We start from the raw sequence: 21,913 nt of genomic DNA, 5'->3' as shown, positions 1-21,913 counted from the left end.
ACCGGGATGACAGCTGTGATGGGCTAGGCCACCGCGTGGACGGGCCGCTTGGCCTTGGCCTGCAGGATCTGCTGGTCCTCGCCGTCGAGGCGGACGGCGGTGAGGATGCCGGTGGCGTAGGCGCCGGTGTCGACGCCAAGGCGGGTGGGCGTCAGCTGCGGCGTCTCCATCGGAGTGTGGCCGTGCACAATGACCTTCTCGAAGCGGCCGCGCTCGGCGAGGAATTCCTGGCGGATCCACAGCAGGTCACGCTCGGACTGGTCCTGCAGGGCGACGCCGGGCCGCACGCCGGCATGGACGAAGGCGTAGTCGCCCACGGTCACCATCAGCTCGAGGTTCTCGTAGAAGGCGCGGTGCACCGGCGGCAGAGCCTCGGCGAAAGCGTCGCGGACGGGCTTCCAGGCCTCGGGGTCGGTGCGCTGGGCGGGCGGCTGGACGCCGTAGGAGACCAGCGTCGCGGCGCCCCCGTGCTCCATCCAGGTCTGGCCGAAGCTGGGCTCGCCCAGGAACTGCAGCAGGGCCTCCTCGTGGTTGCCCTTCAGCGCGCGGACTTCGAACTTCGGCCAGGTCTGCATCTGCAGGATCAGGTCGACCACGCCGCGGGAATCCGGCCCGCGGTCCACATAGTCGCCGAGGAAGACCAGCAGCGGACGCGGCTCGGTGCGGTCGGCGGCCACCGCGTCCTGGGCCACGTCGTGCAGCAGCGGCCCCAGGAGATCGAGCCGGCCATGCACGTCGCCCACGGCATAGACCAGCCGTCCCTCGGTGGAGGGCGCCAAGTCACGCTGGCGATTGCGGCCGAACAGGCGGGCGAACACGGACGGTCAAATCCTGACGACGGTTTCCGGGGCGAACGCCAAGACTAAAACAGCGGCCGCACCCGCACAACGAAGGCAGGCCTTATGCGGCAATGTGGGCTGAAATTGGCTTAACGGAGGTTCCTGGTGGAGCCGAGGGGAATCGAACCCCTGACCTCCTCATTGCGAACGAGGCGCTCTACCATCTGAGCTACGGCCCCAGGAAGGCGCGGAATAAGGCGATTGGAGCGTGCGCTGTCAAGCGAGGGTTTCGGCGCAGGCTTCAGCTTTGCCGCCGCCGCAAACCTCGCTAGAACGCGGCCCATGGCGAGCTTCATCTACTACATCCTCGACGCGATCCTTGGACTGATCATCTGGGCCATCATCATCAACGCGATCATCTCGTGGCTGGTGGCCTTCGACGTGATCAACCTTCGGAACCGGATCGTCTATTCGATCGCCCACTTCCTGGATGCGGTGACGCGACCGATCCTGCGGCCCTTCCAGCGGTTCATCCCGCCGCTGGGCGGCGTCGACGTGACGCCGATCCTGGCCATGCTGGTCATCCAGGGAATCCGCATCTACCTGCTGCCGATGGCCATGGCGCCGCTACAGCGCGTTCTCGGCTAGGCCCGAACGGCGGCATATTTCCGCAAGCCCGTCGGAACCTATCATTTGAGCGCTGGTTGTCAGGGCGCCCCTCGACGACTTGCCTGTCGGACACGAGCGGCGCTTCGGTCGGCCCGGCGCAACACCCTGGCATCCCCCCGACGACGCCGGGTCGACCGATCCCTTCCCAGAACAAGCTTTGCTGAGCGCGGAACGCGCGTGCGCCTCGCCGGTTGAATCCGGAGTAGGTTCGGAGACGAGGAGGCGTGACATGGCCGATCGCAGATCAGAGGACCGGGCGGGGGCGGACGATCGCAGCTGGATGGACCGCTGCGCCGACGACGAGCTCGGCGGCCGCGGGCACCACCGGGGGCGCGGACCCAAGGACTGGAGCCGCGACGACCAGCGCCTCTACGAAGAGGTCTGCGAGCGCCTGCTGCACGACCGGCTGATCGACGCGCGCGGCATCGAGGTCGAGGTGGAGGACGGGGTGGTCACGCTCCGGGGAGAGGCGCGCGGGGCGTCGGATCCGGCCTTGGCGCTTCGGCTGGTGCACGAGACGCCCGGGGTGAAGGGCGTGGAGATCGACCTCAAGGTGAACCCGAATTCGCCGCGCTTCCTTACCCCGGCGAAGGCGGAGGACGACGACGGGCGCACCGACAAGAGCCCGATGGGCTATCCGATCCTGCCGACTTGAGCGCGGACCGTCCTGGGGCCACCCTGGCGGCATGTCGCGTTCCGACCTCGCCCGGCTGATCGATGAGGCCCACCGCGTCGTGGTGTTCACCGGCGCGGGCATCTCCACGGAATCCGGCATCCCCGATTTCCGCTCGCCCGGCGGGGTGTGGAGCAAGATGAAGCCGATCTATTTCCAGGACTTCGTCGGCGACCCGGCCAAGCGCCGCGAAGCGTGGGAGCGGGCCTTCTCCGGCCGCGCCGGCTGGACCGGCCGCGAGCCCAACGCCGGCCACCATGCGGTGGCGCGCCTGGTGGCGCGGGGCAAGGCCAGCGCGGTGATCACCCAGAACGTCGACAACCTGCACCAGGACAGCGGCGTCCCCGCCGATCGGGTGATCGAGCTGCACGGCAACGCCTCCTACGCCACCTGCCTGGAGTGCGGCGAGCGGCACGAGCTGGCGGAGCTGAAGGTGGGCTTCCTGAAGGCCGGCGAAATCCCCTACTGCCGGGTCTGCGGCGGACTGGTGAAGACCGCCACCATCTCGTTCGGCCAGGCGATGCCGGAGGCGCCCATGGCCCGCGCCGAGGCCGAGACGCTGGCCTGCGACCTGTTCCTGGTGCTGGGCTCTTCGCTGGTGGTCTATCCGGCGGCGGGCTTTCCGCTGCTGGCCAAGCGCAACGGCGCCAGGCTGGCGATCGTCAACCGCGAGCCCACCGACCAGGACGCCTGCGCCGACCTGGTGCTGCACGACGAGATCGGTGCGGCGCTCCGTGAGGCCGTGCCCGCCGACTGAAGCTTATCCCCGCGCCGTGCATAGCCTCAATCCCGCCATCGAACGTTGACATCTGCGGCGGCCCGCCGTTCAGCAGTTCACTCCAGCCACCGACCCGAGACATGACCAGATTGCGCCAGCTTCCCACCTGCCTCCTGCCGGTCCTGGCGCTTGCCGCGGCCGGCGCGCTCAGCGGCTGCGTCACCCATCGGGCGAACCCCATGCTCAGCCGCGCCGTGGTCGACGCCCGCGCCCACCGCGATGTGGACAAGGCCGCGGTCTGCGGGCCGCTGTCCTCGCCGGCCAGCGTCGGCTTCGCCTTTGGCGAGGGCCAGCTCAACGAGCTCGCCGCGCCGGCTTTGAACGAGGCCGGCCAGGAACTCGCCTGCCATCCCGAAGCCGTCGCCCTGGTGGTCGGTCAGGCGGACGGCCATGGCACGGACGCCGAGCAGCGGCAGCTGGCCCAGACGCGGGTCAACGCCGTGGCCCAGGACTTGCGCGCCCGCGGCGTCCCGGCGGCGCGCATCCAGACGCAGATCCAGGGCACGGCCCCGGCCGGCGACCCGCGCCGGCTGGTGGTGCTGGCCGAGGGGCGGCGCTGGTAGGCGCCAACTTCGCCGTCATCCTCCGGTCGCGCGCCAGCGCGATCCGGGGGACCCAAGCGGCCTAGATGATCCTGCAATTCAGCTTGGGCCCGCCGCATCGACCTGCGGTCGAGCGGAGGATGACGCGCGGGTGTCAGCCCTGCACCAGCACGCTCTTGATGTTGACGAACTCGTGGATGCCGAACTCGGAGCACTCGCGGCCGTAGCCTGACTGCTTGACGCCGCCGAACGGCAGGCGCGGGTCGGAGCGGACGCCGGCGTTGACGAAGCTCATGCCGGATTCGAGCTCTTCGGCGGCGATCTGCTCGCCGCGCGCCAGGTCGGCGGTGAGGACGCCGGAGCCCAGGCCGAACTGCGAGCCGTTGGCGATGGCGATGGCCTCGTCCTCGGTGCGGGCCTCGATGACGGCGGCGACCGGTCCGAAGACTTCCTCCTCGTAGGCGGGCATGCCGGGCTTCACGCCGGCCAGCACGGTGGGCGGATACCAGGCGCCGGGCCGATCGGGGACCTCGCCGCCGGTCAAAAGCCGCGCGCCGGCCTCGACGCTCCTCGTCACCTGGTCGTGGATGTCGTCGCGGGCCTTGACGCTCTGCATGGGTCCAAGCCTGGTCGCCGGATCGCGGGGATCGCCCATCTGGAAGGCCTGCATCTTCGCGACCAGGGCCTGTTCGAAGGCCTGGCGCACCTCGGCCAGGACGATGAAGCGCTTGCCGGCGATGCAACTCTGGCCGCCGTTGACCATCCGCGCCGCCGCGGCGACGCCGGCCGCCTTGTCCACATCGACGTCGGCCAGCACCAGATAGGCGTCGGAGCCGCCGAGTTCGAGCACGCACTTCTTGAGCGCCCCGCCGGCCGCGCTCGCCACCTGCCGCCCGGCCTCGACGCTGCCGGTGAGGGTCACCGCGGCGATGTTGTCGTCTTCGATCAGGGCGCGCACCGCCTTGCCCGGAATCAGCGCCGTGCGGAACAGGTTTTCAGGGAACCCCGCCTGGCGGAAGACCTCCTCGATGGCCAGCGCGCAACCCGGCACGTTGGAGGCGTGCTTGAGCACCGCGGCGTTGCCGGCCATGAGCGTCGGGGCGGCGAAGCGGAAGACCTGCCAGAAGGGGAAGTTCCAGGGCATCACGGCCAAGACCACGCCCAGCGGATTGAAGGTCACGAAGGCCTTTGGTCCGTCCATCTCGACAGGCCGGCGGGCCAGGAAGCCGGCGGCGTGTTCGGCGAAATAGTCGCAGCCCACGGCGCATTTCTCGATCTCCGCCAGGCCCTCGGTGCGGGTCTTGCCCATCTCGGCGGTCATCAGCTCGGCGAACTCGTCCGCCCGGCGGCGCAGCACGGCGGCCGCGGCGCGCATCTTCCCGGCGCGGACATCGACCTCGGTTCGCCGCCAGCCCTCCCAGGCGGCCCGCGCCGCTTGGGCGAAGTCCCTCGCCTCGGCCTCGGTATGGCCGCGGTAGGTCCGGCCCGCCTGGCCGGTGGCGGGATCATGGGTCGCGAGGCTCGGCGGCGCGTCCGCCGGCTGGTCACCCTCGGTCGGCGCCGAGGGATCGCGTTCGGGACGGATGTTTTCGTCCATGGCGGTCGTTCCTTCAGTTGACGGCCCCGCAGCCGCCCAACCGACGCATGCGGCCCGGGTTCCGTTGCGACATGTCCGCCCACCGGACGCGTTGACAACTTTTCAGTCGCGTACGCCCACTATAGGTGGAGCGGGGGCGCATTTTTTAAGGATCGGCGATGCCGTTCGATACAGAAGCCGTGACCACTGCGGGCAGCGGTCTGGTATTCATCAATTCCTATGACGCCACGGTATCCGACGCGTACCACAGCGCGATCATCGCGGCCGAACACGAGCTGCAGAGCCACTTCACCAATTCAGTGACCGTCAACGCCAGCTTCACCCTGAGCTCGCTCGGACCGGGCGCGGCGGCGTCGAACGGATTCAGCACGACTTCGGTGAGCTACTCGGCCTTCACGGCCGCGCTGCGTGCGCACGTCACGACCGCCGACGACCTCACCGCCGTGAACGGTCTGCCGGGCGTCGATCCCTCGGGCGGCGCCGGCTTCGCGATCCCTGTTTCCATGGCCCGCATGCTGGGCCTGCAGCCGCAGACCAACAGCGGCTCCGACGACGTCACCCTGAACAGCAACCTCGCCTGGAGCTTCGGCCAGGATGCCATCGGGGCCATCGAGCACGAACTCACCGAGGGCGCCTTTGGCCGCATCGGCAGCCTGGGCATTCAGGGCTCCAACGGCAAGTGGGCGCCGATGGACCTGTTCCGCTTCGCGGCGGATGGGACCCGCGACCTCACCGGCGGTTCGGACGGGGTGACAACCTTCTTCGGCATCGACAGCGCCCACATCTCCGCCCTGCAGTATCACGCCGCGATCAGCGCCGCGGGCGTCGACGACGGCGGCGATCTCGCGGACTTCGACCACGTCCGCGGCGACTCCTTCGGACCGGGCGGCCCCAACTCGCCGGGCCACCTGTCGGCGACCGACCTGCAGGTGCTGGACGTCCTGGGCTGGAATTCCACGCCCTTCGTGCCGGCGGCGGACGATTTCGCCAATAGCCTCACCGACCCCAATGCGCCGATCGGGCTGATCGCGCCGGGCGGGACCATCAGCGGGACCCTGCAGCAGGCCGGCGACCGCGACTGGTTCCGCGTCAACCTGCAGGCCGGCACCAGCTACACTATCAAGGAAACGGGCCATTTGGGCGGCGGCGGCACGCTGGCCGATCCGTTCCTGAGGCTGCACGACGCGGCGGGCGGACTGGTCGCCTCCAACGACGATATCGTCGACGGCGCCAATCCGGATTCGCTGATCGCCTTCACCGCCCCCACCACCGGAACCTACTTCATCGAGGCCGGCGCCTACGTCGACGGCTACCAGGGCAGCTACACGGTGAGCGTGAGCTCGGGCGCGGCGGGCGCGGCCTCGCCAGGCGACGTGTTGCTGGCGACGGCGGCGGCCCCCTCAGTGACCGGCGGGGTGGGCAACGACACCATCACCGGCTGGTCGGGCGGCGACGTGCTGCGCGGCGGCGACGGCAACGACTCGATCGTTGGCGGGGCCGGCTTCGACGACATCAACGGCAACAAGGGCGACGACACCATCGTCGACACCCTGGGCGGCAACGATTGGCTGGTGGGCGGCCAGGGCAACGACCTGATCACCGCCACCAAGGGCCAGAACATCCTCTACGGCAACCTCGGCAACGACACCCTGCACGGCGGCTCGGGCGGCGAGCTGATGCGCGGCGGCCAGGGCGACGACTCGATCGTCGGCGGGTCCGGCAACGACTGGATCTCCGGCGACCGTGGCAACGACACCCTGGTGGGCGGCGCAGGCGCCGACACCTTCCACACCTTCTCCGGCGCGGGCATCGACCGGGTGCTCGACTTCCACATCTCCGAGGGAGATCGCGTGCAGGTCGATCTCGGCACGAGTTGGACCGTCGTCCAGGTGGGCGCCGACACGGTCATCGACATGGGAAATGGCGACCAGATGATCCTGGTAGGCGTCCAGATGACCAGCCTGACCGGCAACTGGATCTTCACCGTCTAGACCCGGCGGCGCCGGACCGTGCTAGCAATCCCGTCGCGGGGGCGAGGGGAAGCCGGATGATCAAGGCGCTCTGCTGGATGGCGGCCGCGGGGCTGCTGGCGCTCGGCGCGCCGGTGTGGGCCGCCGAGCGGGCGCCGGACCTGACGCTGACCGGAACCCTGACCGGCAAGGACCACCAGACCTATCGCGAGATCCCGTTCCGGGCGCCAGCGGGGGTGACGCGCCTGACGCTGCGCTTCAGCTACACCGGCCGGGACCAGAAATCGGTGATCGACCTGGGCCTGCGCGATCCGAGCCGCTTCCGCGGCTGGAGCGGCGGGAACAAGGACACGGTGGTCATCGAGGCGGCGGACGCCACGCCGTCCTACCTGTCCGGCCCGATCCCGGCGGGGACCTGGAAGCTGGTGCTGGGCGTCCCCAACCTGCGGATGGGCGCCAAGGCGACCTATGCCGCCCGCATCTGGTTCGACCACGCGGCGGACGCCTTCCCGGGGTTCCTCGACAAGCCTGTGAAGGCCGGCCCCGGCTGGTATCGCGGCGACCTGCACATGCACACCGCCCACTCCGACGGCAGCTGTCCGTCGCGGCGCGGGGCCAAGGTCCCCTGTCCGGTGTTCAAGACCCTCGAGGCGGCCGAGGCGGCGGGTCTCGATTTCATCGCGGTCAGCGACCACAACGCCACCTCGCAGAACCAGGCGCTGCGCGAACTGGCGCCCTATTTCGACGACCTGCTGCTGATCCCGGGGCGTGAGATCACCACCTTCCACGGCCACGCCAATGTCTGGGGCCCGACCGGCTTCCTCGATTTCCAGCTCGGATCGGCGCGGGCGCCGGATTTCGGGCGGATCGAGGCGGAGGTGGAAGCGGCCCACGGCGTGCTGTCGATCAACCACCCCGGGCTGCCGTCCGGCGAAGGCTGCATGGGCTGCGGCTGGACGGCGAAGGACGTGGACTTCAGCCGCATCCAGGCGGTCGAGGTGGTGAACGGCGGGGCGCTGAAGGCGGTCGGCGGCGCGGAGGGGCCGGCTTCCGGCCTGCCGTTCTGGGAGGCGCGGCTGAACGCCGGATTGCGGATCACCGCGGTGGGCGGGTCGGACAACCACAACGCCGCCCTGGACATCGCCGCCGACCGCGAAGGCGTCGGGCGGCCGGCGACGGTGGCGCACGCGGCCGAGCTCTCGCAGGGCGCGATCCTGCAGGCCATCCGGCAGGGCCATGTCTTCATCGACGTCTTCGGCCTGCGCGGGCGGTTGCTGGCGGTCGAGGCGCGAAGCGGCGGCGCGACCGCGGAAATGGGCGACCTGCTGCCCGTGGCGGCCGGCGCCGAGGTGGCCGTCACCGTGCGCGTGGCCGGCGCGCCGGAGGGCGCGGTGCTGGCGCTGGCCGGCGACGGCGCGGCCCTGGCCCGGCTGGGCGATCCGGCGCTGGGCGCGGCCGAGGCCACCAAGCGCTTCGAGCTGACCGCCGACGGCCGCGCGCACTGGCTGCGCGTCGACGTGCGCGACGCCAAGGGCCAGCTCCTGATGATCGGCAATCCGATCTACCTGCGGCCGCCGCGGCCCTAGCGAACCTCGCCCGTCGCGGGCCGTCTCGCCGCCGCCCCTGCAATCATGCTCAGATATGGCGCCGTTCGAGGGAGGGCCGCTGCATGAGGTTCGTTCGACGCCCCGGCGCGTTGCCGGCGCTCATCGCCGCCGTCCTCGCCCTGGCGCCGCGCCTGGCCCATGCTCAGGACGCCGGCGGCCTGCGCGACTTCTGCGCCGAGCGGCCCGGCCGCGCGACGCCCCCCTGCATCGTCGATGTGGGCCGTGTGATGATCGAGGTGGACGGCCTCGACCTCACTCGCAATCGCGACGCGGGCCTGACGCAGACCTCGCTGGTGGCGCTGAGCCCGCACCTACGCTTCGGCCTGACGCCGAACCTTGAGTGGGGGGTGAACTTCACGCCCTTCACCGAGACCCGGGTGCGCGGCGACCCGGCGGCGCGCGCGACGACCCGCGGAACCGGCGACACGACCCTCGACCTGAAGTTCAGCCTGCTGAACCCGGGCGGCGCGGGGCCTTCGGTGGCGATCCTGCCGTTCGTCAGCCTGCCCACCGCCCAGCACGGCCTGGGGGCCGGCGGTTTCCAGGGCGGCGTCATCGCGCCCGTGGCGCTGGCCCTGCCGTCGGGCTTCTCGCTCTCGCTCGCTCCCGAGCTCGACGTGGTGCGCAACGGGGAGGGCGGGGTGCGGCCGCTATATGTGAGCGCGATCAGCCTCGGCCACGCGCTCACCCCGCAGCTCAGCGGCGCGGTGGAGCTGTGGGCCAGCGCCGAGCACGCGCCGGACGGCTGGGAAAAGCACGCGACCGCCGACGTGGCGCTGGCCTGGATCCCCAAGGCGAGGCCGAACCTGCAGCTCGACGCCGGCGTCAATCTCGGCCTCAACCACAGCGCGCCCGACGTGCAGGCCTATGTGGGCGCGTCACGCCGGTTCTAGGTCAGGTTGCGCCGGGCGGACCCGTCACCGCGGCCCAGGCTTCCGAGAAGGCCGCCACCTGGCCATCATCGGGCGCCGGGACCACGAACATCCGAAGCCTCCGGACCTGACGGGCGAAGGACAGGGAGGGTTCGGCGCGATGGATGCGCCGCACGGCGTCGAGGACCTGTTCGTCGCGGCCAAGCTTCGCGGCGATCGTCATTCGTCGCAGCAGGGTAGCCGGATAGTGCGGATTGAGGCGCATGGCCCGGTCGCTCTCGGCGAGCGCGGCCTCCAGTTGACCGAGCTGGAAGAGACACATGGAGCGCAGCGAGCTCGACAGGTAGACGACGGCGCCGCGCGGCGCGAGCCGCTCGCTGGCGTCGAGCGCCGGCAGCGCCTGCTGCGGCTGGTTCAGGAAGTAGTGCGCATGCCCCAGGGCGAGCTGGGCCAGCGCCATGTTGGGGTTCAGCTCGACCGCGCGCCGCGCGCTTTCCACAGCCTGCTCCGGCCGGCGGATCAGGCAATAGGCCCAGCTTACCGCCCAGAGCACCGACGGATTGGAGCCGCCCAGGTAGAGCGCCCTCGACGCATGCGAAGTGATCTCCTCCAGCAGGGCTTCGTCTTCCATCAGCCAGCCCTGGAAGGTCGCCAGGGCCAGCGCCAGGGCGCTATGGGCCACGGCGTACTCCGGATCGATGGCGATGGCCTTCCGCGCCTCTTCGACCGCCGCCGCCGGGCTGGTCGAACCGATGCGATGGTAGGCGTTCATGGAGCGGACGACCGCCTCCCAGGCGGTCAGATCGCTGGGCTTGCGCAGCGCCTTCTCCGTCTCGATCCGCTCCACCTCGACCCCGAGGTTGGCGGCGACGTCCATGACCAGGTCTTCCTGGAGCGCCGCGAGCTCGCTGAGCGGACGATCGAACCGCTCGGTCCACAGGATCTCTCCCGACTCGGCTTCGACCAGCTGCGAGGTGACGCGCAGGTCCGCGCCGACCCGGCGGACATTGCCCTCCAGGACGTAGCGCGCGCCCAGTTCGCGCCCGACCGCCCGCATGTCGGTGGCGCCGCGCCGATAGCTCTGGGTGGCGCTGCTGGCGATGACCTTCAGGGCGCGGTTGAAGGACAGCGCCGAGACCAGGTCCTCCACCATGCCGGAGGCGAACACCTCGTCTTCGGGAAGGCCCGAGCGGTTGGTGAAGGGCAGGACGGCCAGGGACGGCTTGCGGTGGCGGCTCGGCTTCGGCGCCCGCGACTCGGCCGGCCGCGTCTCGCGATCAGGCCGGGCGGGGCCGGCTTCGACGAGGGCGCGAACATCGCGCAGGAATTCGCGCCAGGTGGGATCATCGGGGTCACCGGCCCAGGCGGACAGGTCGACGGTATGGGTCAGCTCGAACATGATCGGCCGCTCGCAGGCCTCGATCATCGCCGGGATGAGGGCGCGATTGCGATCGGCGATGGTGGCCTCGGCCCGGACCCAGCGCGAGGCGACGGAACGCGGCGACCACAGGACGACGATGGCGCGGGCCTGCCGAAGCGTCTGCTCGATCACCTCGTCGAACGGGTCGCCGGAGCGCAGCGCCGCGTCCCACCAGACCGAGAACCCTTCCGCGGTCAGCGCCTCGGCGAAGCGCCGCGCGATCGGACGATCGTCGTGGCTGTAGGAAATAAAGACGTCGGACAAATGCACCCCAACTTCGGCCAACTCCGAAGCTAGCTTCAGCCCCCGTCCGGAAGCAATGGCGCGTCCTGCTCATCGCCGGCCTCGCCGGCCGGTCTTTGCGGCGGTTCCGGATGCTCTCGCCTTGGGACCCCCGGCTTGTGCGACCATCTGTCCGCCGCGTTGGGGCGCGGCCTAGGCCGGCGCCCGAGGCCGCAGCGCCGCGAGGCGCGCGAAGGCGGCGATCGCCAGGGCGCCGAAGCCAACCGCCTGCACAAGGTGAAGCCAGAACCAGGCGTCGGCCCCGCCGGCTCCGACCAGCCGCCGGGTCGCGTCGTGCGGCCAGATCATCAGGAAGAACACCATGAGACCGGCCGCGTGGGCGATGACGCCCGGATAGATCGAGTTGGTGAAGTAGGCGGTCGCGCCGTAAGCCACATCGACGAGCACATAGAACAGCAGCGTCGACCACACGAACCCCTGGGTCAGACCGTGGCCGGGCGTGAGCACCAGGGCGGCGACGAGGATCGCCGCCGGCGCCGGCAGGACGCGCTCCAGGGCGCCTTGCAGGTAACCCCGGATCCCCACCTCTTCGGACACCGCCCCGATCACCGCGCCGGTCACGACGATCAGGATCACCGTGGCGGGCGGATAGCCGGCGAAGACGTTGGTCGGATTGCCGGGCGCCTTCACCAGCTGAAACAGCACGATCCACAGGCCGGACAGCGCCGCGAGCGCGAGCCCGTTGGCCGCCAGGGCCCAGCGCCAGACCTGCGCCGAGACAGGATTGGCGCGCCGATAGCGCCGCCTCGCCTGCGCGGTGCGGGCGGGGGGCCCGTGTCCCCCGGCATAGCGCCAGCCGAGCCAGAGCAGGCCCCCCATCACCGGGACCGCCCAGGGCAGGCCGATGCCGGTCTTCAGATTGGCCGCCAGCAGGCCGCTCCAGACGCCGCCGGGCAGCAAGGTGAGAAGCAGGGCGGCGAGGGCGAAGACGGCGAGCTTGAGGAGCCGGGGCATCAGCGGCCTTTCAGATGTGGCGTGAAGGGGCGCTGGCGCGCGGCGCGGGTCAATGTCCACGGGTCCACCTCTGGCCCTGGCAGATCATCAGGCGGCAGCCTTCGACCCTCAGGGTCCCGTCAGCGCCGGCGCTCGCCGTGGAGCGGTAAGTTCGGCCCGTCGCGGGATCGTAGATCGCTCCGCCGGTCCAGCGGCCGGGTCCGGCCATCTCAAGGTCGACCAGCATGGCCATGCCGAGAATCGGGCGCGTCCTCAGACCGGGCTGAGGATTGGCCAGGTCGCGCCGGGGTCGGCCGTCCTTCTGGTTCGGCTCCTTCAGCCAGACGATCGTCCCGCAGAGCCGCGACGGCTGCGCCGGGCAGTCCGCGATCCTGATCCGGGCGGCGTCCCCAGGCGTCATCCAGTCGCCGAGGATCTGCTCGTCCGAGGCGAAGGCCCGCGGCGCGGCGATCGCCGCCGCCAGGGCCCCCAGGGTTGTGATGATGATGATGGCGCGCATGTCGTCCCTCGTTTGACGCAGGCTGCGCCGGATCGGGGTCATCTATGCCGCGCGGCGCGGCGAAGTGTTTGCGGCGGCCTAGGGAAAAGCTTGGGATTACCTTGCGGTCGACCTGGTGATGTCCACGCCCGTGCTCGTCTGCGGCCTCGGGCTTCGGGTGCGGCCTCGCGAACCTGTCGGAGGAAGTGGTGCCGCTTACAGGACTCGAACCTGTGACCCCCTCATTACGAATGAGGTGCTCTACCAGCTGAGCTAAAGCGGCGTCTTCAGGGGCAGGCGCTGGTAGTCGCACTGCCTATCCCACGGGGGCGGGCCGGGAGCCCGGCCGCTTGGGAGGCGCCTATTTAGCGGCTCTGCGGCCACTCGCCAAGCCGCGTGCGGGACGGTTGCGACGCCTGGGCGCGGGGGCGCCGGATTCGGCCGGTTCCTCCTCGGCGAAGCCGTGGTCTTCGGCCGGATGCAGCAGGGCCTGGTGGCCCTCCGCCTGCAGGAAGGGCGCGGAGTCGGCATAGGAGAGCGGCAGCTCCGGCAGTTCGCTGAGCGAGCGTTCGTGGCGCTCGAAACGCGGATGGATGAGCTCGCCGGTCTCGGCGAAGGTGGCCACCAGCCGGGCCCAGTCGGAGGACTGGTAGGCGAAGGCGCGACCCTCCGGATCGAGGTCGGACCAGTCCGGCTCGTGTGGCGCCGACATGCCCCGGGCCATCCACAGACGCGCCTCGTCCGGCTCGCCGGAGGCATAGGCGACGCGGGCCTGCAGGCCGGCGGTGCGGGCGGTGGCGGGCTCGCCCTCCAGCCTGTGCACGGCGACGCGCGCGCCCGGCGCATCGCCGGCGATCAGCGCCTGCTCCACATCGAGGATGAGGCTCTCGCGGTGGGCCGGGTTGGTTGCGGCCAGACCCGCAAGGCGGGCGGCCCGCTCGCGCGGCGTCTCGTCGGTCTTGAGGTCGCGGTAGGCGAGCCACAGCGCCGGATGCGGCGCGGCCTTCCAGGCCTGTTCGATGACGCTCTCGGCGCGGCTGACCTTGCCGTCCTGGGCCAGCAGGCGGGCGGCCATCACCACGCCGGGCGCGAAGCCGGGCTGCAGCCTGGCGGCCTCGACGGCCTGGTCCAGGGCCTGGGCGCGGGCCTTGGGGTCGGGGGCGTGCTCGAGCTGGGCTGCGCGGGCGGCGAGCAGGGCGGCGCGGGCCCGATCGGCGGTGATCGGCGGCACGATCTTGCGGTCGAGCGCGCTCTTCACCAGTTCCAGGGCCGCGGTCCAGTCGGCGGCCTCGAGCCGCGCCTCCAGGAGGGCGCGCCAGGCCCAGCGGGCGGTGCGGGTCTGGCCATAGGCCTGCTCGGCATAGGTCAGCGCCATGTCGCGGTCGCCCTGCTCGAGGGCGATCTGCATCAGGCCCTTGAGGCCGGCGAGCCGCATGTCGGGCGCGCCCAGCATGGCGGCGTAGGCGGCCTCCGCGGCGGCCAGGTCGCCGGCGGCCTCGGCGGCGTGGGCGGCGAGCACGCGCACCAGGCCCGGGTTGTCCTGCGCCAGGTCGGCGGCCTTCAGGGCCAGGCGGCGCGCCTCGGAGCCGTCGCCGGCGGCGGCGGCCAGGAAACCGCGGGTCAGGGCCTCGTCGGCCTGGCGGCGGCGGTTCTCCGCCCGGGCGCGGGCGGCGCGCTCCGGCGCGGCGAGGATCCACAGCAGGGTCCGCCAGCCGATGGTGCCGATCAGCGAGCCCAGGAAAACGATCAGCACGGCGGTGGCGGCGGTCATGTCGGCCCGCCACCCCAGCCAGACCATGCTGGCGCGGCCGGGATCGCCGGTCATGGCCAGGATCGCCACCGCCACGGCGGCGACGATCAGGATGACGATGCCGCCGCGGATCATGCGCCGCTCCGCCCCGCCGCGGCGACGTCGGCCAGCGCGCGGGCCCGAAGCGCGCCGGCGTAGCGGTCGATGTCGGCCCGGCGCTCAGCGCGGACGCGCCAGGGCGACATGGTGTCCCGGGCGGCCGGCGGCAGCTTGTCGAGGGCGGTGAAGGCGCGGTCGAAGTCGCCGTCCTCCAGCGCGCGTTCGGCGCGCGCGATCAGGGCGTCGGGGCCGTCGCCGCTCACGTCGCTGATGCGGCGCACCATGACCACGCGCGACAGGGCGTAGACGATGCGGTCGCTGAGCGAGCCGCCTTCGGCCGGCTTGCGGGCGGAGCTGGCGGCGCGGGCGGCGTAGTCGGGAAAGCTGGCGATCAGGCTGGCGCGGCTGGGCGCGCCGCTCTGGGCCAGGCGCGATAGCTGGGCCAGCTCGGGCGAGGCGCCCGAGACTGCGCGCACGGCGGCGATCTCTTCGGGGAACGGGCGGGAGCCTTGGCTCGCCTCGACCAGCGCGGCGGCGGCGAGCGCGGAGGCCGCGGCGCGGCTGGTGCGGCCCTGCTGGGCTTCCAGGGCTGCGACGCGGTTGGAGAGTTGCGCGACCTGGGGCGCGGCGGCGGGCTCGATCGCGGGCGGCGGCGCGGCGAGCGTCTCGGCGGCGGCGGGCAAGGTCACATTGCTGCGGGGCGCCTCGGCCGGGGCGGCGGGCGCCTCCAGGCTGCGGGCGGCGGGGCGCTGGGCCCAGACGCGCGGGGCAAGGACCGCGATGCCAACGCCGGCCAGCACGCAGGCCAGGCCAAAGGCGATCATCACCCAGAACGAGACGCCGAGCAGGGCGCGCGGCCGGTATTCGGCCGGGTCCTTGGGCGCGGCGATGTCGGCCTCGGGCGTCGGACTCATGCGCCCCGGTCTATCAGATTCAGCAGCGCGGCTTCGAGTGGAAAGGGCGGGAAGGCCTTGGCCGCCAGCGGCGTGCGGGCGAGCGGCTTCATCACCGCCTTCGACAGCCCGAACGCCTTGAGGTTCGGCGCCGGATGGGCCTTGAGGACGCCGGCCAGCACCTTGGCCGCGCGCGGCGAATGCAGCAGGGCCGCATCGACGCCGATCAGCGACAGAGCCTGGGACTCCGAGAGCTTCACCGGGCCGGTCTCGTAGAGGATAGCGCGGCGGGCCTCGACGCCGTGCTTCTCCAGCGCCCCGGCCAGATCGCCGGCCGGCTCGGCCGCGCCGGGATGCAGCACCGCGCCGCGCATCTGCCCGCGCCGCGCGGCGATGCCTTCGGCCAGGGCCTCCACGTCACCGTCCGCCGACAGCACCGTCCGGAAGCCCGCGGCGCGGGCCGCCTGGGCGGTGGCGGCGCCCACCGCGAAGACCCGCAGCTCCCGCTCGCCGCAATGTTCGGCGAAGGCGCGCACGCCATTGGCGCTGGTGAAGGCCAGCGCCGCGACGCCGCGCAGGTTGATCTCGGGGTTCTCCACGGCGTGCACGGCCAGCAAGGGCGCGATGATCGCCTCATGCCCCATCGCCCGCACGCGCTCGGCAGTGGTGTCCGCGCCCGGTTGGGTGCGGGTGATCCAGATTCTTTGTCGACGCCCGGCCATTCGGCGATCCTGAACGAACCAGCTTAACCATTGGCGCCCACAACCCTGGCGACGCAAGGGCCCCAGGTGCAATCGGGCTGCAATCTCGCGGCTCAGACGAAAATGACGTCTCCGGCCTCTTCCCGCACCGCTTCGCCGAGCGAGACGCCCAGCGCGCGCGCCGAGGCCTCGGCGTCGGCGAGCTCGGTGAGATCGGCCTCGCCGGCATGGCGGAAGCGCTTGGCGCCATCGGGCGAAAGCGCCTCGACGATCAGCTTCAGCCGCGCGCCCTCGAACCAGGCGTGGGCCCCGATGGCGGTCTTGCAGGAGCCCTCCAGCGCCATCAGCGCGCCGCGCTCGGCGGCCACCGCCACCGTCGTCGGATGATCGCGCAGGGCGGTGACCCACGGCAGCTCGCGATCGGCGGCGCGGGTCTCGATGGCGAGCGCCCCCTGGCCGGGCGCCGGCGGGAACTCCAGGGGATCGAGCAGGCCGCGCGCGAAATTGCCGAGGCCAAGCCGCTTCAGGCCCGCATAGGCCAGCAGGATGGCGTCGGCCTCGCCGGCCGCCAGCTTGGCGAGCCGGGTGTCGACATTTCCGCGCAGCATGTTCACCACGAGGTCGGGGCGGCGGTGCAGCGACTGGGCCTGGCGCCGCAGACTGGCGGTGCCGAGCCGGGCGCCCTTGGGCAGCGCCTCCAGGCTCTCGGCGATGTGGCTGAGGAAGGCGTCGCGCGGGTCTTCGCGCTCGGGGATGGCGGCGATGCAAAGGCCGTCGGGCAAGACGGCCGGCATATCCTTCATGGAGTGCACCGCGCAGTCGATGCGGCCCGCCAGCATCGCCTCCTCGATCTCCTTGGTGAACAGGCCCTTGCCGCCGATCTCCAGCAGCCGGCGGTCCTGCACCCGGTCGCCGGTGGTGGTGATGATGACCAGCGGCGCGACGCGCTCGACCTGCGCGGGGTCGGCGGGGTCGGCGCCCAGGGCCTGGGCGATCCTGCGCTGCATCATGCCCGCCTGGGCCAGCGACAGCTTCGAGCCGCGGGCGCCGATCCGGACGGGCGCTTTATGGCCGGGCGGTTGCGTGGGCACGGGCTGGGATATACCTGCAAGCGTTCTTAGGAGATCGCCTCGCTACAGGAGCCGGGCGCGAGCGGCAACCGGATGAGCCTGAGCCAGACCGTCCTCGGATTGGAGACCAGCTGCGACGAGACCGCCGCCGCCGTGGTCCGTCGCACAGCCGCGGGGCAGGTCGAGGTGCTATCCTCGGTGGTGGCCAGCCAGATCGCGGCCCACGCGCCGTTCGGCGGCGTGGTGCCGGAGATCGCCGCCCGCGCGCACGTGGAATCCATCGACGCCGTCGCCGGCCGCGCGCTGGCCGACGCTGGATTGGACTATGGCGATCTCAGCGGCGTCGCGGCGACCGCGGGTCCTGGCCTGGTGGGCGGCGTCATGGTCGGGCTGTCGTTCGGCAAGGCGGTGGCGCTGGCCCGCGGCTTGCCGCTGGTCGCCGTGAACCACCTGGAGGGCCATGCGGTCTCGGCGCGGTTGGCGGCCGACGTTGCCTATCCCTTCCTGCTGCTGCTGGTGTCCGGCGGCCATTGCCAGCTGCTGGTGGTGGAGGGTGTGGGCGCCTGCCGCCGGCTGGGCTCGACCATCGACGACGCGGCCGGTGAGGCCTTCGACAAGATCGCCAAGACGCTTGGGCTGCCCTACCCCGGGGGGCCTGCGCTGGAGCGGTTGGCTGAGGGCGGCGATGCGCAGCGCTTCGCGCTGCCGCGCATGCTGCTGGGCCGCAAGGACTGCGACTTCTCCTTCTCCGGCCTGAAGACCGCCGCCGCGCGGTTGGCGGAAGGCCTCACGACAGACGATGAACGCCGCGACCTCGCCGCCGCCGTCCAGGCCGCGATCGCCCGCCAGCTGGCCGAGCGGTCCGATCGCGCCATGGCGCTCTACGCCCACGAGCAGGAAGGCCGGAACCTGCGCTTCGTCGTGGCCGGCGGGGTGGCCGCCAACGCCACCGTCCGGTCGCGCCTGATGGAGGCCGCCGCCGCCCGCGGCTTCAGCTTCACCGCCCCGCCGCTCGCCTACTGCACCGACAACGCCGCCATGATCGCGCTCGCCGGCGCCGAGCGGCTGGCGCTGGGCCTGAGCGATCCGCTGGACGCCCCGGCCCGGCCGCGCTGGCCGCTGGACGAGGCCGCCGCGCGGCTGAGCCCGACCCACGCCCCCGGCCGCAAAGGCGCGAAAGCATGAAGCGAGCTGGCGTGATCGGCGGCGGGGCCTGGGGCACGGCGCTCGCTCAGGTCTGCGCGCGGGCCGGGCTGGAGACCGTGCTCTGGGCCCGCGAGCCCGAGGTGGTGGCCGACATCAACACTCATCACGAGAACCGGCTGTTCCTGCCCGGCGTGAGCCTCGACGCCGGGGTGCGCGCCAGCCACGACGTCGTCGACCTGGCCCGGGCCGAGTTCATCCTGGCGGTGGCGCCGGCGCAGCACCTGCGCGCCACGCTCGAAACCCTCAGCCCCCAGGTCGAGCCGGGCGTGCCCATCGTGCTCTGCGCCAAGGGCATCGAGCAGGGCTCGCTGAAGCTGATGACCCAGGTGCTGGCCGAGACCATCCCGCAGGCGGCGCCGGCGGTGCTGTCGGGCCCATCGTTCGCCGGCGAGGTGGCGCGCGGCCTGCCCACCGCCATCACCCTGGCCTGCCCCGACGAGGACCTGGCCTGGCGGCTCGCCGAAGCCATCGCGACGCCGGCGTTCCGGCCCTACACCTCCGGCGACATGATCGGCGCCGAGGCGGGCGGGGCGATCAAGAACGTGCTGGCCATCGCCTGCGGCATCGTGGAAGGCCGCGGCCTGGGCCGCAGCGCGCACGCCGCGCTAATCACCCGCGGCTTTTCCGAGCTGACCCGCATCGCCGTGGCGCTGGGCGGCGAAGCCGAGACCGTGGCCGGACTCTGCGGCCTGGGCGACCTGGTGCTCACCTGCTCCAGCCCGCAGTCGCGCAACATGAGCGTCGGCCTGGCGCTGGGCCGCGGCGAGACCCTCGAGGCGGCGCTGTCGGGCAAGCTGTCGGTGGCCGAGGGCGTGGCCTCCGCCCCGGCCGTCCGCGACCTCGCCCGCAAGCTCGGCGTCGACGTGCCGATCTGTGACGCGACCGCCGCGATCCTGACCGGCCATATCGGCGTGGACGACGCCATCCAGGGCCTGCTCGCCCGGCCGTTGAGGGAAGAAAGCTGATGCCGCTGTTCGTGCTGACCTGCCTCGACAAGCCCGGCGCCCTGCCGGTGCGGATGGCCGCCCGCGAGGATCACCTGGCCTGGGTGAAGGACCAGCCGCTGAAGCTGGGCGGTCCGTTCCTGGACGAGGCGGGCGACATGGCCGGTTCGCTGATGATCGTGGAGGTCGAAGATCTGGCCGCCGCCAAGGCGTTCAACGCCGCCGATCCCTATACCCAGGCCGGGCTCTGGGCGTCGGTGGAGATCCGGCCGTTCAGGATCACGCTTGCCAAGCTCTAGCGAAAACCCGGCCCGGCCCGCCGCGGGCCTGCGCCTCTGCGGGCTGGACGAGATCGCCGACCCGGGGGCGAGGGGTTTCCGGTTCCGCGCGGAGCGCTGGCTGTTCGCGGGCTTCGTGGTGCGGGCGGGGGATCTGCTGCGCGGTTATGTGGACAGCTGCCCGCACGCCAGTTGGCCGCTGGGCTCCTTCGACGACCGCTACCTGACGCGCGACAACGCCCACATCCTGTGCGCCGGGCACGGCGCGCTGTTCCGGCTGGATGGGCTCTGCGTGGCGGGGCCCTGCGTGGGCGATCATCTGAAGGACTGGCCGGTGGCCCTGCGCGACGGCGCGCTGTTCACGGCCTGAAGGGTCTCAACCGGCCCCGTTAGTGCATTGAATCTGCACCTGTCTCGCGATGAGACAGTTAAGCGGGGGTTAAAATTGATTCGCCTCGAGCCGCGCCAGCGCCTATTGGGTCGCGCTACCAGGGCAAGACCTGTTGGGGGCGGCGTGCTTCATCGTCTGCGGACACTGTTGATGCGTGACGACGCCATTCACCTGGCCGGCGCGCAGCTCGCTGTCGTCCTGATGATGAGCGCCGGCGTCGGCATCGCCGCGGTCCCGTCGCAGGAGGCGCCCAGGCTGGCGACCGTGCGACTGGCGCCCATCGCGGCCGCCACCGCCCAGGTCCAGACCGCCGCCGCGCCCGGCGCGGAGGCGCCTGACGCCCCGGTCATCCGCCTGCAGGACCTGAACCCCGACCAGGCGCGCCGCTGGAACGCCGCCAACCCCATCGCCAAGGGCTCGAACCCGGCCGCCAAGCCGTTCAAGCTGAACACCGAGGGCGTGCTCGACGCGGCCCGCGCCGCCGACTGCATGACCGCCGCCATCTACTACGAGGCCGGCTTCGAAAGCGCCGAGGGCCAGCGGGCCGTGGCCCAGGTGGTGCTCAACCGCATGCGCCATCCGGCCTTCCCGAAGACCGTCTGCGGCGTGGTGTTCCAAGGCGCCGATCGCACCGGCGGCGGCTGCCAGTTCACCTTCACCTGCGACGGGGCGCTGGCGCGCAAGCCCGACGAGGTCGCCTGGGCGCGGGCCCGCAAGGTCGCCGAGGCCGCCCTCAACGGCTACGTCATGAAGCAGGTCGGTGAGGCCACGCACTATCACGCCGAATACGTCGCGCCCTACTGGAGCCCGACCCTGGTCAAGGTGGCGGTGGTGGGACAGCACATCTTCTATCGTTGGACGGGCGGCGCGGGCCTGCCGCCGGCGTTCGGCGGTCACTATGCCGGCGGCGAGGCGGGCAGCCTGAAGATCGCCACCCTCGACAATATCGGCAAGGCCCAGACCCGCGCCTCGATCGTGGGCGCCACCACCGACCTCGGCTCCGCCGTCTCCGCCCACGCGCCGGACGCGCCGGCCACGACCAAGGTCGCGGTCGCCGAGAAGACCAACGACATGATCACCGCGGCCTCGGCCACCAAGGACGCGTCGGCCATCGTCAAGCCGGAAGAGCTCGACTGGCAGGGCCGGCCGAAGACCAAGACCGCGCCGCGGATCGCCATGCCGGGGGCCTCGGGCTTCTAAACTCGGCTGTCATCCCGGTTTTGCGAAGCAAAGACCGGGTCCCCCAACGCCGATGCGTCAAGAGATCGCGCAGCGGCGACGCCTACAATCCCTGCCGACATCTGGCGCTTAGGGGTCGCGGTCTTCGGCTGCGCCGAAACCGGGATGACAGCTCAGGTGAGCACGCCGATATCCGGCCACCTGTACGTGACCTCCTGGTGCACGCCGCCGGGACCGCGTTGCGGCCGCGCGGCGTCGGCGCGGCCGCCGAGATGCTCGTAGAAGCCGCGGGCGCGGATGTTGTCGCGCAGCACCGAGATGGCGAGCGACCGCGCGCCCTGTGCGGCGAGCGCGCGGGCCGTGCCGATCAGCAGCCGCCGGCCGGCGCCCAGGCCCTGCGCCTGGCGCAGGACATAGAGGGTCGCGATCTCCGCCTCGGCCTCGACGCCGGCCCGCGACGGCCCGCCCTGGGCGTAGCCCAGCAGCCCCTGCGGCGCGGCCACCGCCAGGGTCACCTCGTGCGGACCGGGAAAGGTCAGCGCCCTGCGGAAGCGGCGGGCGAAGTCGACCTCGCTCATGCGGGCCAGGTAGGCGTCGGGCAGCAGGCCCCGGTAGGTCTCGCGCCAGGACTTCACGTGCACGCGCGCCAGGGCCTCCGCGTCGGCCGGGCCGGCGGGCAGGATCAGGACGGACGAAGACGCTCCACGGGATTGCGACATCCTTCCACAGCTTGGCGCTGTTCGCGCCAGGTTCAAGGGGC

General features: G+C 71.8%; 22 protein-coding genes and 2 tRNA genes. 12 read left to right on the top strand and 12 right to left on the bottom strand.

Annotated features, from left to right (window positions below):
- Window positions 1–23: 23 nt before the first annotated feature.
- Window positions 24–818: a metallophosphoesterase family protein gene (locus tag VGT80_RS12195; RefSeq protein WP_327456135.1), complete on the bottom strand. Its 795-nt coding sequence runs from the start codon at window positions 816–818 to the stop codon at window positions 24–26.
- A 124-nt stretch (window positions 819–942) separates the two neighbouring features.
- Window positions 943–1,018: transfer RNA gene (locus VGT80_RS12190), tRNA-Ala, on the bottom strand.
- 103 nt (window positions 1,019–1,121) lie between these two features.
- On the opposite strand from VGT80_RS12190, the gene VGT80_RS12185 reads away from it, so the two are divergent.
- The 4 genes from VGT80_RS12185 (at window position 1,122) to VGT80_RS12170 (ending at window position 3,462) form a co-directional block, all read left to right on the top strand.
- Window positions 1,122–1,427: a YggT family protein gene (locus VGT80_RS12185; protein WP_327456134.1), complete on the top strand. Its 306-nt coding sequence runs from the start codon at window positions 1,122–1,124 to the stop codon at window positions 1,425–1,427.
- A 250-nt stretch (window positions 1,428–1,677) separates the two neighbouring features.
- On the top strand, window positions 1,678–2,103 hold the full coding sequence (locus VGT80_RS12180; protein WP_327456133.1) for a BON domain-containing protein: 426 nt from the start codon (window positions 1,678–1,680) through the stop codon (window positions 2,101–2,103).
- Between the two features lie 31 nt (window positions 2,104–2,134).
- The gene (locus tag VGT80_RS12175) at window positions 2,135–2,878 is read left to right on the top strand and encodes a Sir2 family NAD-dependent protein deacetylase (RefSeq protein ID WP_327456132.1); all 744 of its coding nucleotides are present in this window, start codon (window positions 2,135–2,137) and stop codon (window positions 2,876–2,878) included.
- Window positions 2,879–2,979: 101 nt separating this feature from the next.
- Window positions 2,980–3,462, top strand: a complete 483-nt coding sequence (locus VGT80_RS12170) for an OmpA family protein (RefSeq protein ID WP_327456131.1) — start codon at window positions 2,980–2,982, stop codon at window positions 3,460–3,462.
- Window positions 3,463–3,595: 133 nt separating this feature from the next.
- Here VGT80_RS12170 and VGT80_RS12165 read toward each other — a convergent pair whose 3' ends face one another.
- Complete coding sequence (locus VGT80_RS12165; RefSeq protein ID WP_327456129.1) at window positions 3,596–5,038, bottom strand: NAD-dependent succinate-semialdehyde dehydrogenase; 1,443 nt, start codon at window positions 5,036–5,038, stop codon at window positions 3,596–3,598.
- Between the two features lie 158 nt (window positions 5,039–5,196).
- Here VGT80_RS12165 and VGT80_RS12160 point away from each other — a divergent pair, with 158 nt between their 5' ends.
- The 3 genes from VGT80_RS12160 to VGT80_RS12150 all read left to right on the top strand — a co-directional run bounded on the left by VGT80_RS12160 (window position 5,197) and on the right by VGT80_RS12150 (window position 9,508).
- Window positions 5,197–7,029, top strand: coding sequence for an NF038122 family metalloprotease (locus tag VGT80_RS12160; RefSeq protein WP_327456128.1), 1,833 nt, complete (start codon window positions 5,197–5,199; stop codon window positions 7,027–7,029).
- A 56-nt stretch (window positions 7,030–7,085) separates the two neighbouring features.
- Window positions 7,086–8,594 (top strand): CehA/McbA family metallohydrolase, encoded by a 1,509-nt coding sequence (locus tag VGT80_RS12155; protein WP_327456127.1) that lies wholly within the window; start codon window positions 7,086–7,088, stop codon window positions 8,592–8,594.
- An 83-nt stretch (window positions 8,595–8,677) separates the two neighbouring features.
- Window positions 8,678–9,508 (top strand): transporter, encoded by an 831-nt coding sequence (locus VGT80_RS12150; RefSeq protein ID WP_327456125.1) that lies wholly within the window; start codon window positions 8,678–8,680, stop codon window positions 9,506–9,508.
- A 1-nt stretch (window position 9,509) separates the two neighbouring features.
- Here VGT80_RS12150 and VGT80_RS12145 read toward each other — a convergent pair whose 3' ends face one another.
- The 8 genes from VGT80_RS12145 to hemC form a co-directional block, all read right to left on the bottom strand.
- Complete coding sequence (locus VGT80_RS12145; RefSeq protein ID WP_327456124.1) at window positions 9,510–11,171, bottom strand: TIR domain-containing protein; 1,662 nt, start codon at window positions 11,169–11,171, stop codon at window positions 9,510–9,512.
- A 171-nt stretch (window positions 11,172–11,342) separates the two neighbouring features.
- On the bottom strand, window positions 11,343–12,164 hold the full coding sequence (locus VGT80_RS12140; RefSeq protein ID WP_327456123.1) for a CPBP family intramembrane glutamic endopeptidase: 822 nt from the start codon (window positions 12,162–12,164) through the stop codon (window positions 11,343–11,345).
- 49 nt (window positions 12,165–12,213) lie between these two features.
- Entirely contained in the window at window positions 12,214–12,663 is a 450-nt protein-coding gene (locus tag VGT80_RS12135) for a DUF2147 domain-containing protein (RefSeq protein ID WP_327456122.1), read from the bottom strand.
- A gap of 186 nt (window positions 12,664–12,849) precedes the next feature.
- Window positions 12,850–12,925 (bottom strand) — tRNA-Thr (locus VGT80_RS12130).
- Between the two features lie 78 nt (window positions 12,926–13,003).
- Window positions 13,004–14,527 (bottom strand): heme biosynthesis HemY N-terminal domain-containing protein, encoded by a 1,524-nt coding sequence (locus VGT80_RS12125; RefSeq protein ID WP_327456121.1) that lies wholly within the window; start codon window positions 14,525–14,527, stop codon window positions 13,004–13,006.
- Window positions 14,524–15,405, bottom strand: a complete 882-nt coding sequence (locus VGT80_RS12120; RefSeq protein WP_327456119.1) for a hypothetical protein — start codon at window positions 15,403–15,405, stop codon at window positions 14,524–14,526. The genes VGT80_RS12125 and VGT80_RS12120 overlap by 4 nt, the downstream gene beginning before the upstream one ends.
- Window positions 15,402–16,106, bottom strand: coding sequence for a uroporphyrinogen-III synthase (locus VGT80_RS12115; protein WP_327456118.1), 705 nt, complete (start codon window positions 16,104–16,106; stop codon window positions 15,402–15,404). Before VGT80_RS12115 ends, VGT80_RS12120 begins: the two co-directional genes overlap by 4 nt.
- Window positions 16,107–16,198: 92 nt before the next feature.
- Window positions 16,199–17,176 (bottom strand): hydroxymethylbilane synthase, encoded by a 978-nt coding sequence (hemC, locus tag VGT80_RS12110; RefSeq protein ID WP_327456117.1) that lies wholly within the window; start codon window positions 17,174–17,176, stop codon window positions 16,199–16,201.
- A 72-nt stretch (window positions 17,177–17,248) separates the two neighbouring features.
- Here hemC and tsaD point away from each other — a divergent pair, with 72 nt between their 5' ends.
- The 5 genes from tsaD (at window position 17,249) to VGT80_RS12085 (ending at window position 21,174) form a co-directional block, all read left to right on the top strand.
- A complete protein-coding gene (gene tsaD, locus VGT80_RS12105; protein ID WP_327456116.1) occupies window positions 17,249–18,340 on the top strand; it encodes a tRNA (adenosine(37)-N6)-threonylcarbamoyltransferase complex transferase subunit TsaD in 1,092 nt (363 codons plus the stop codon).
- A complete protein-coding gene (locus VGT80_RS12100; RefSeq protein ID WP_327456115.1) occupies window positions 18,337–19,326 on the top strand; it encodes an NAD(P)H-dependent glycerol-3-phosphate dehydrogenase in 990 nt (329 codons plus the stop codon). The genes tsaD and VGT80_RS12100 overlap by 4 nt, the downstream gene beginning before the upstream one ends.
- On the top strand, window positions 19,326–19,604 hold the full coding sequence (locus VGT80_RS12095; RefSeq protein ID WP_327456114.1) for a YciI family protein: 279 nt from the start codon (window positions 19,326–19,328) through the stop codon (window positions 19,602–19,604). The genes VGT80_RS12100 and VGT80_RS12095 overlap by 1 nt, the downstream gene beginning before the upstream one ends.
- Complete coding sequence (locus VGT80_RS12090) at window positions 19,591–19,953, top strand: Rieske (2Fe-2S) protein (RefSeq protein ID WP_327456113.1); 363 nt, start codon at window positions 19,591–19,593, stop codon at window positions 19,951–19,953. Before VGT80_RS12095 ends, VGT80_RS12090 begins: the two co-directional genes overlap by 14 nt.
- A gap of 171 nt (window positions 19,954–20,124) precedes the next feature.
- Entirely contained in the window at window positions 20,125–21,174 is a 1,050-nt protein-coding gene (locus VGT80_RS12085) for a cell wall hydrolase (protein WP_327456112.1), read from the top strand.
- 152 nt (window positions 21,175–21,326) lie between these two features.
- Here VGT80_RS12085 and VGT80_RS12080 read toward each other — a convergent pair whose 3' ends face one another.
- Window positions 21,327–21,872: a GNAT family N-acetyltransferase gene (locus tag VGT80_RS12080; RefSeq protein ID WP_327456111.1), complete on the bottom strand. Its 546-nt coding sequence runs from the start codon at window positions 21,870–21,872 to the stop codon at window positions 21,327–21,329.
- Window positions 21,873–21,913: the final 41 nt, after the last annotated feature.

This window comes from Phenylobacterium sp. (assembly GCF_035944335.1).
Taxonomy (GTDB): domain Bacteria; phylum Pseudomonadota; class Alphaproteobacteria; order Caulobacterales; family Caulobacteraceae; genus Phenylobacterium.
Note: the sequence above shows the minus strand (reverse complement) of the source record. Positions and strands in the feature narration are given on the sequence as shown.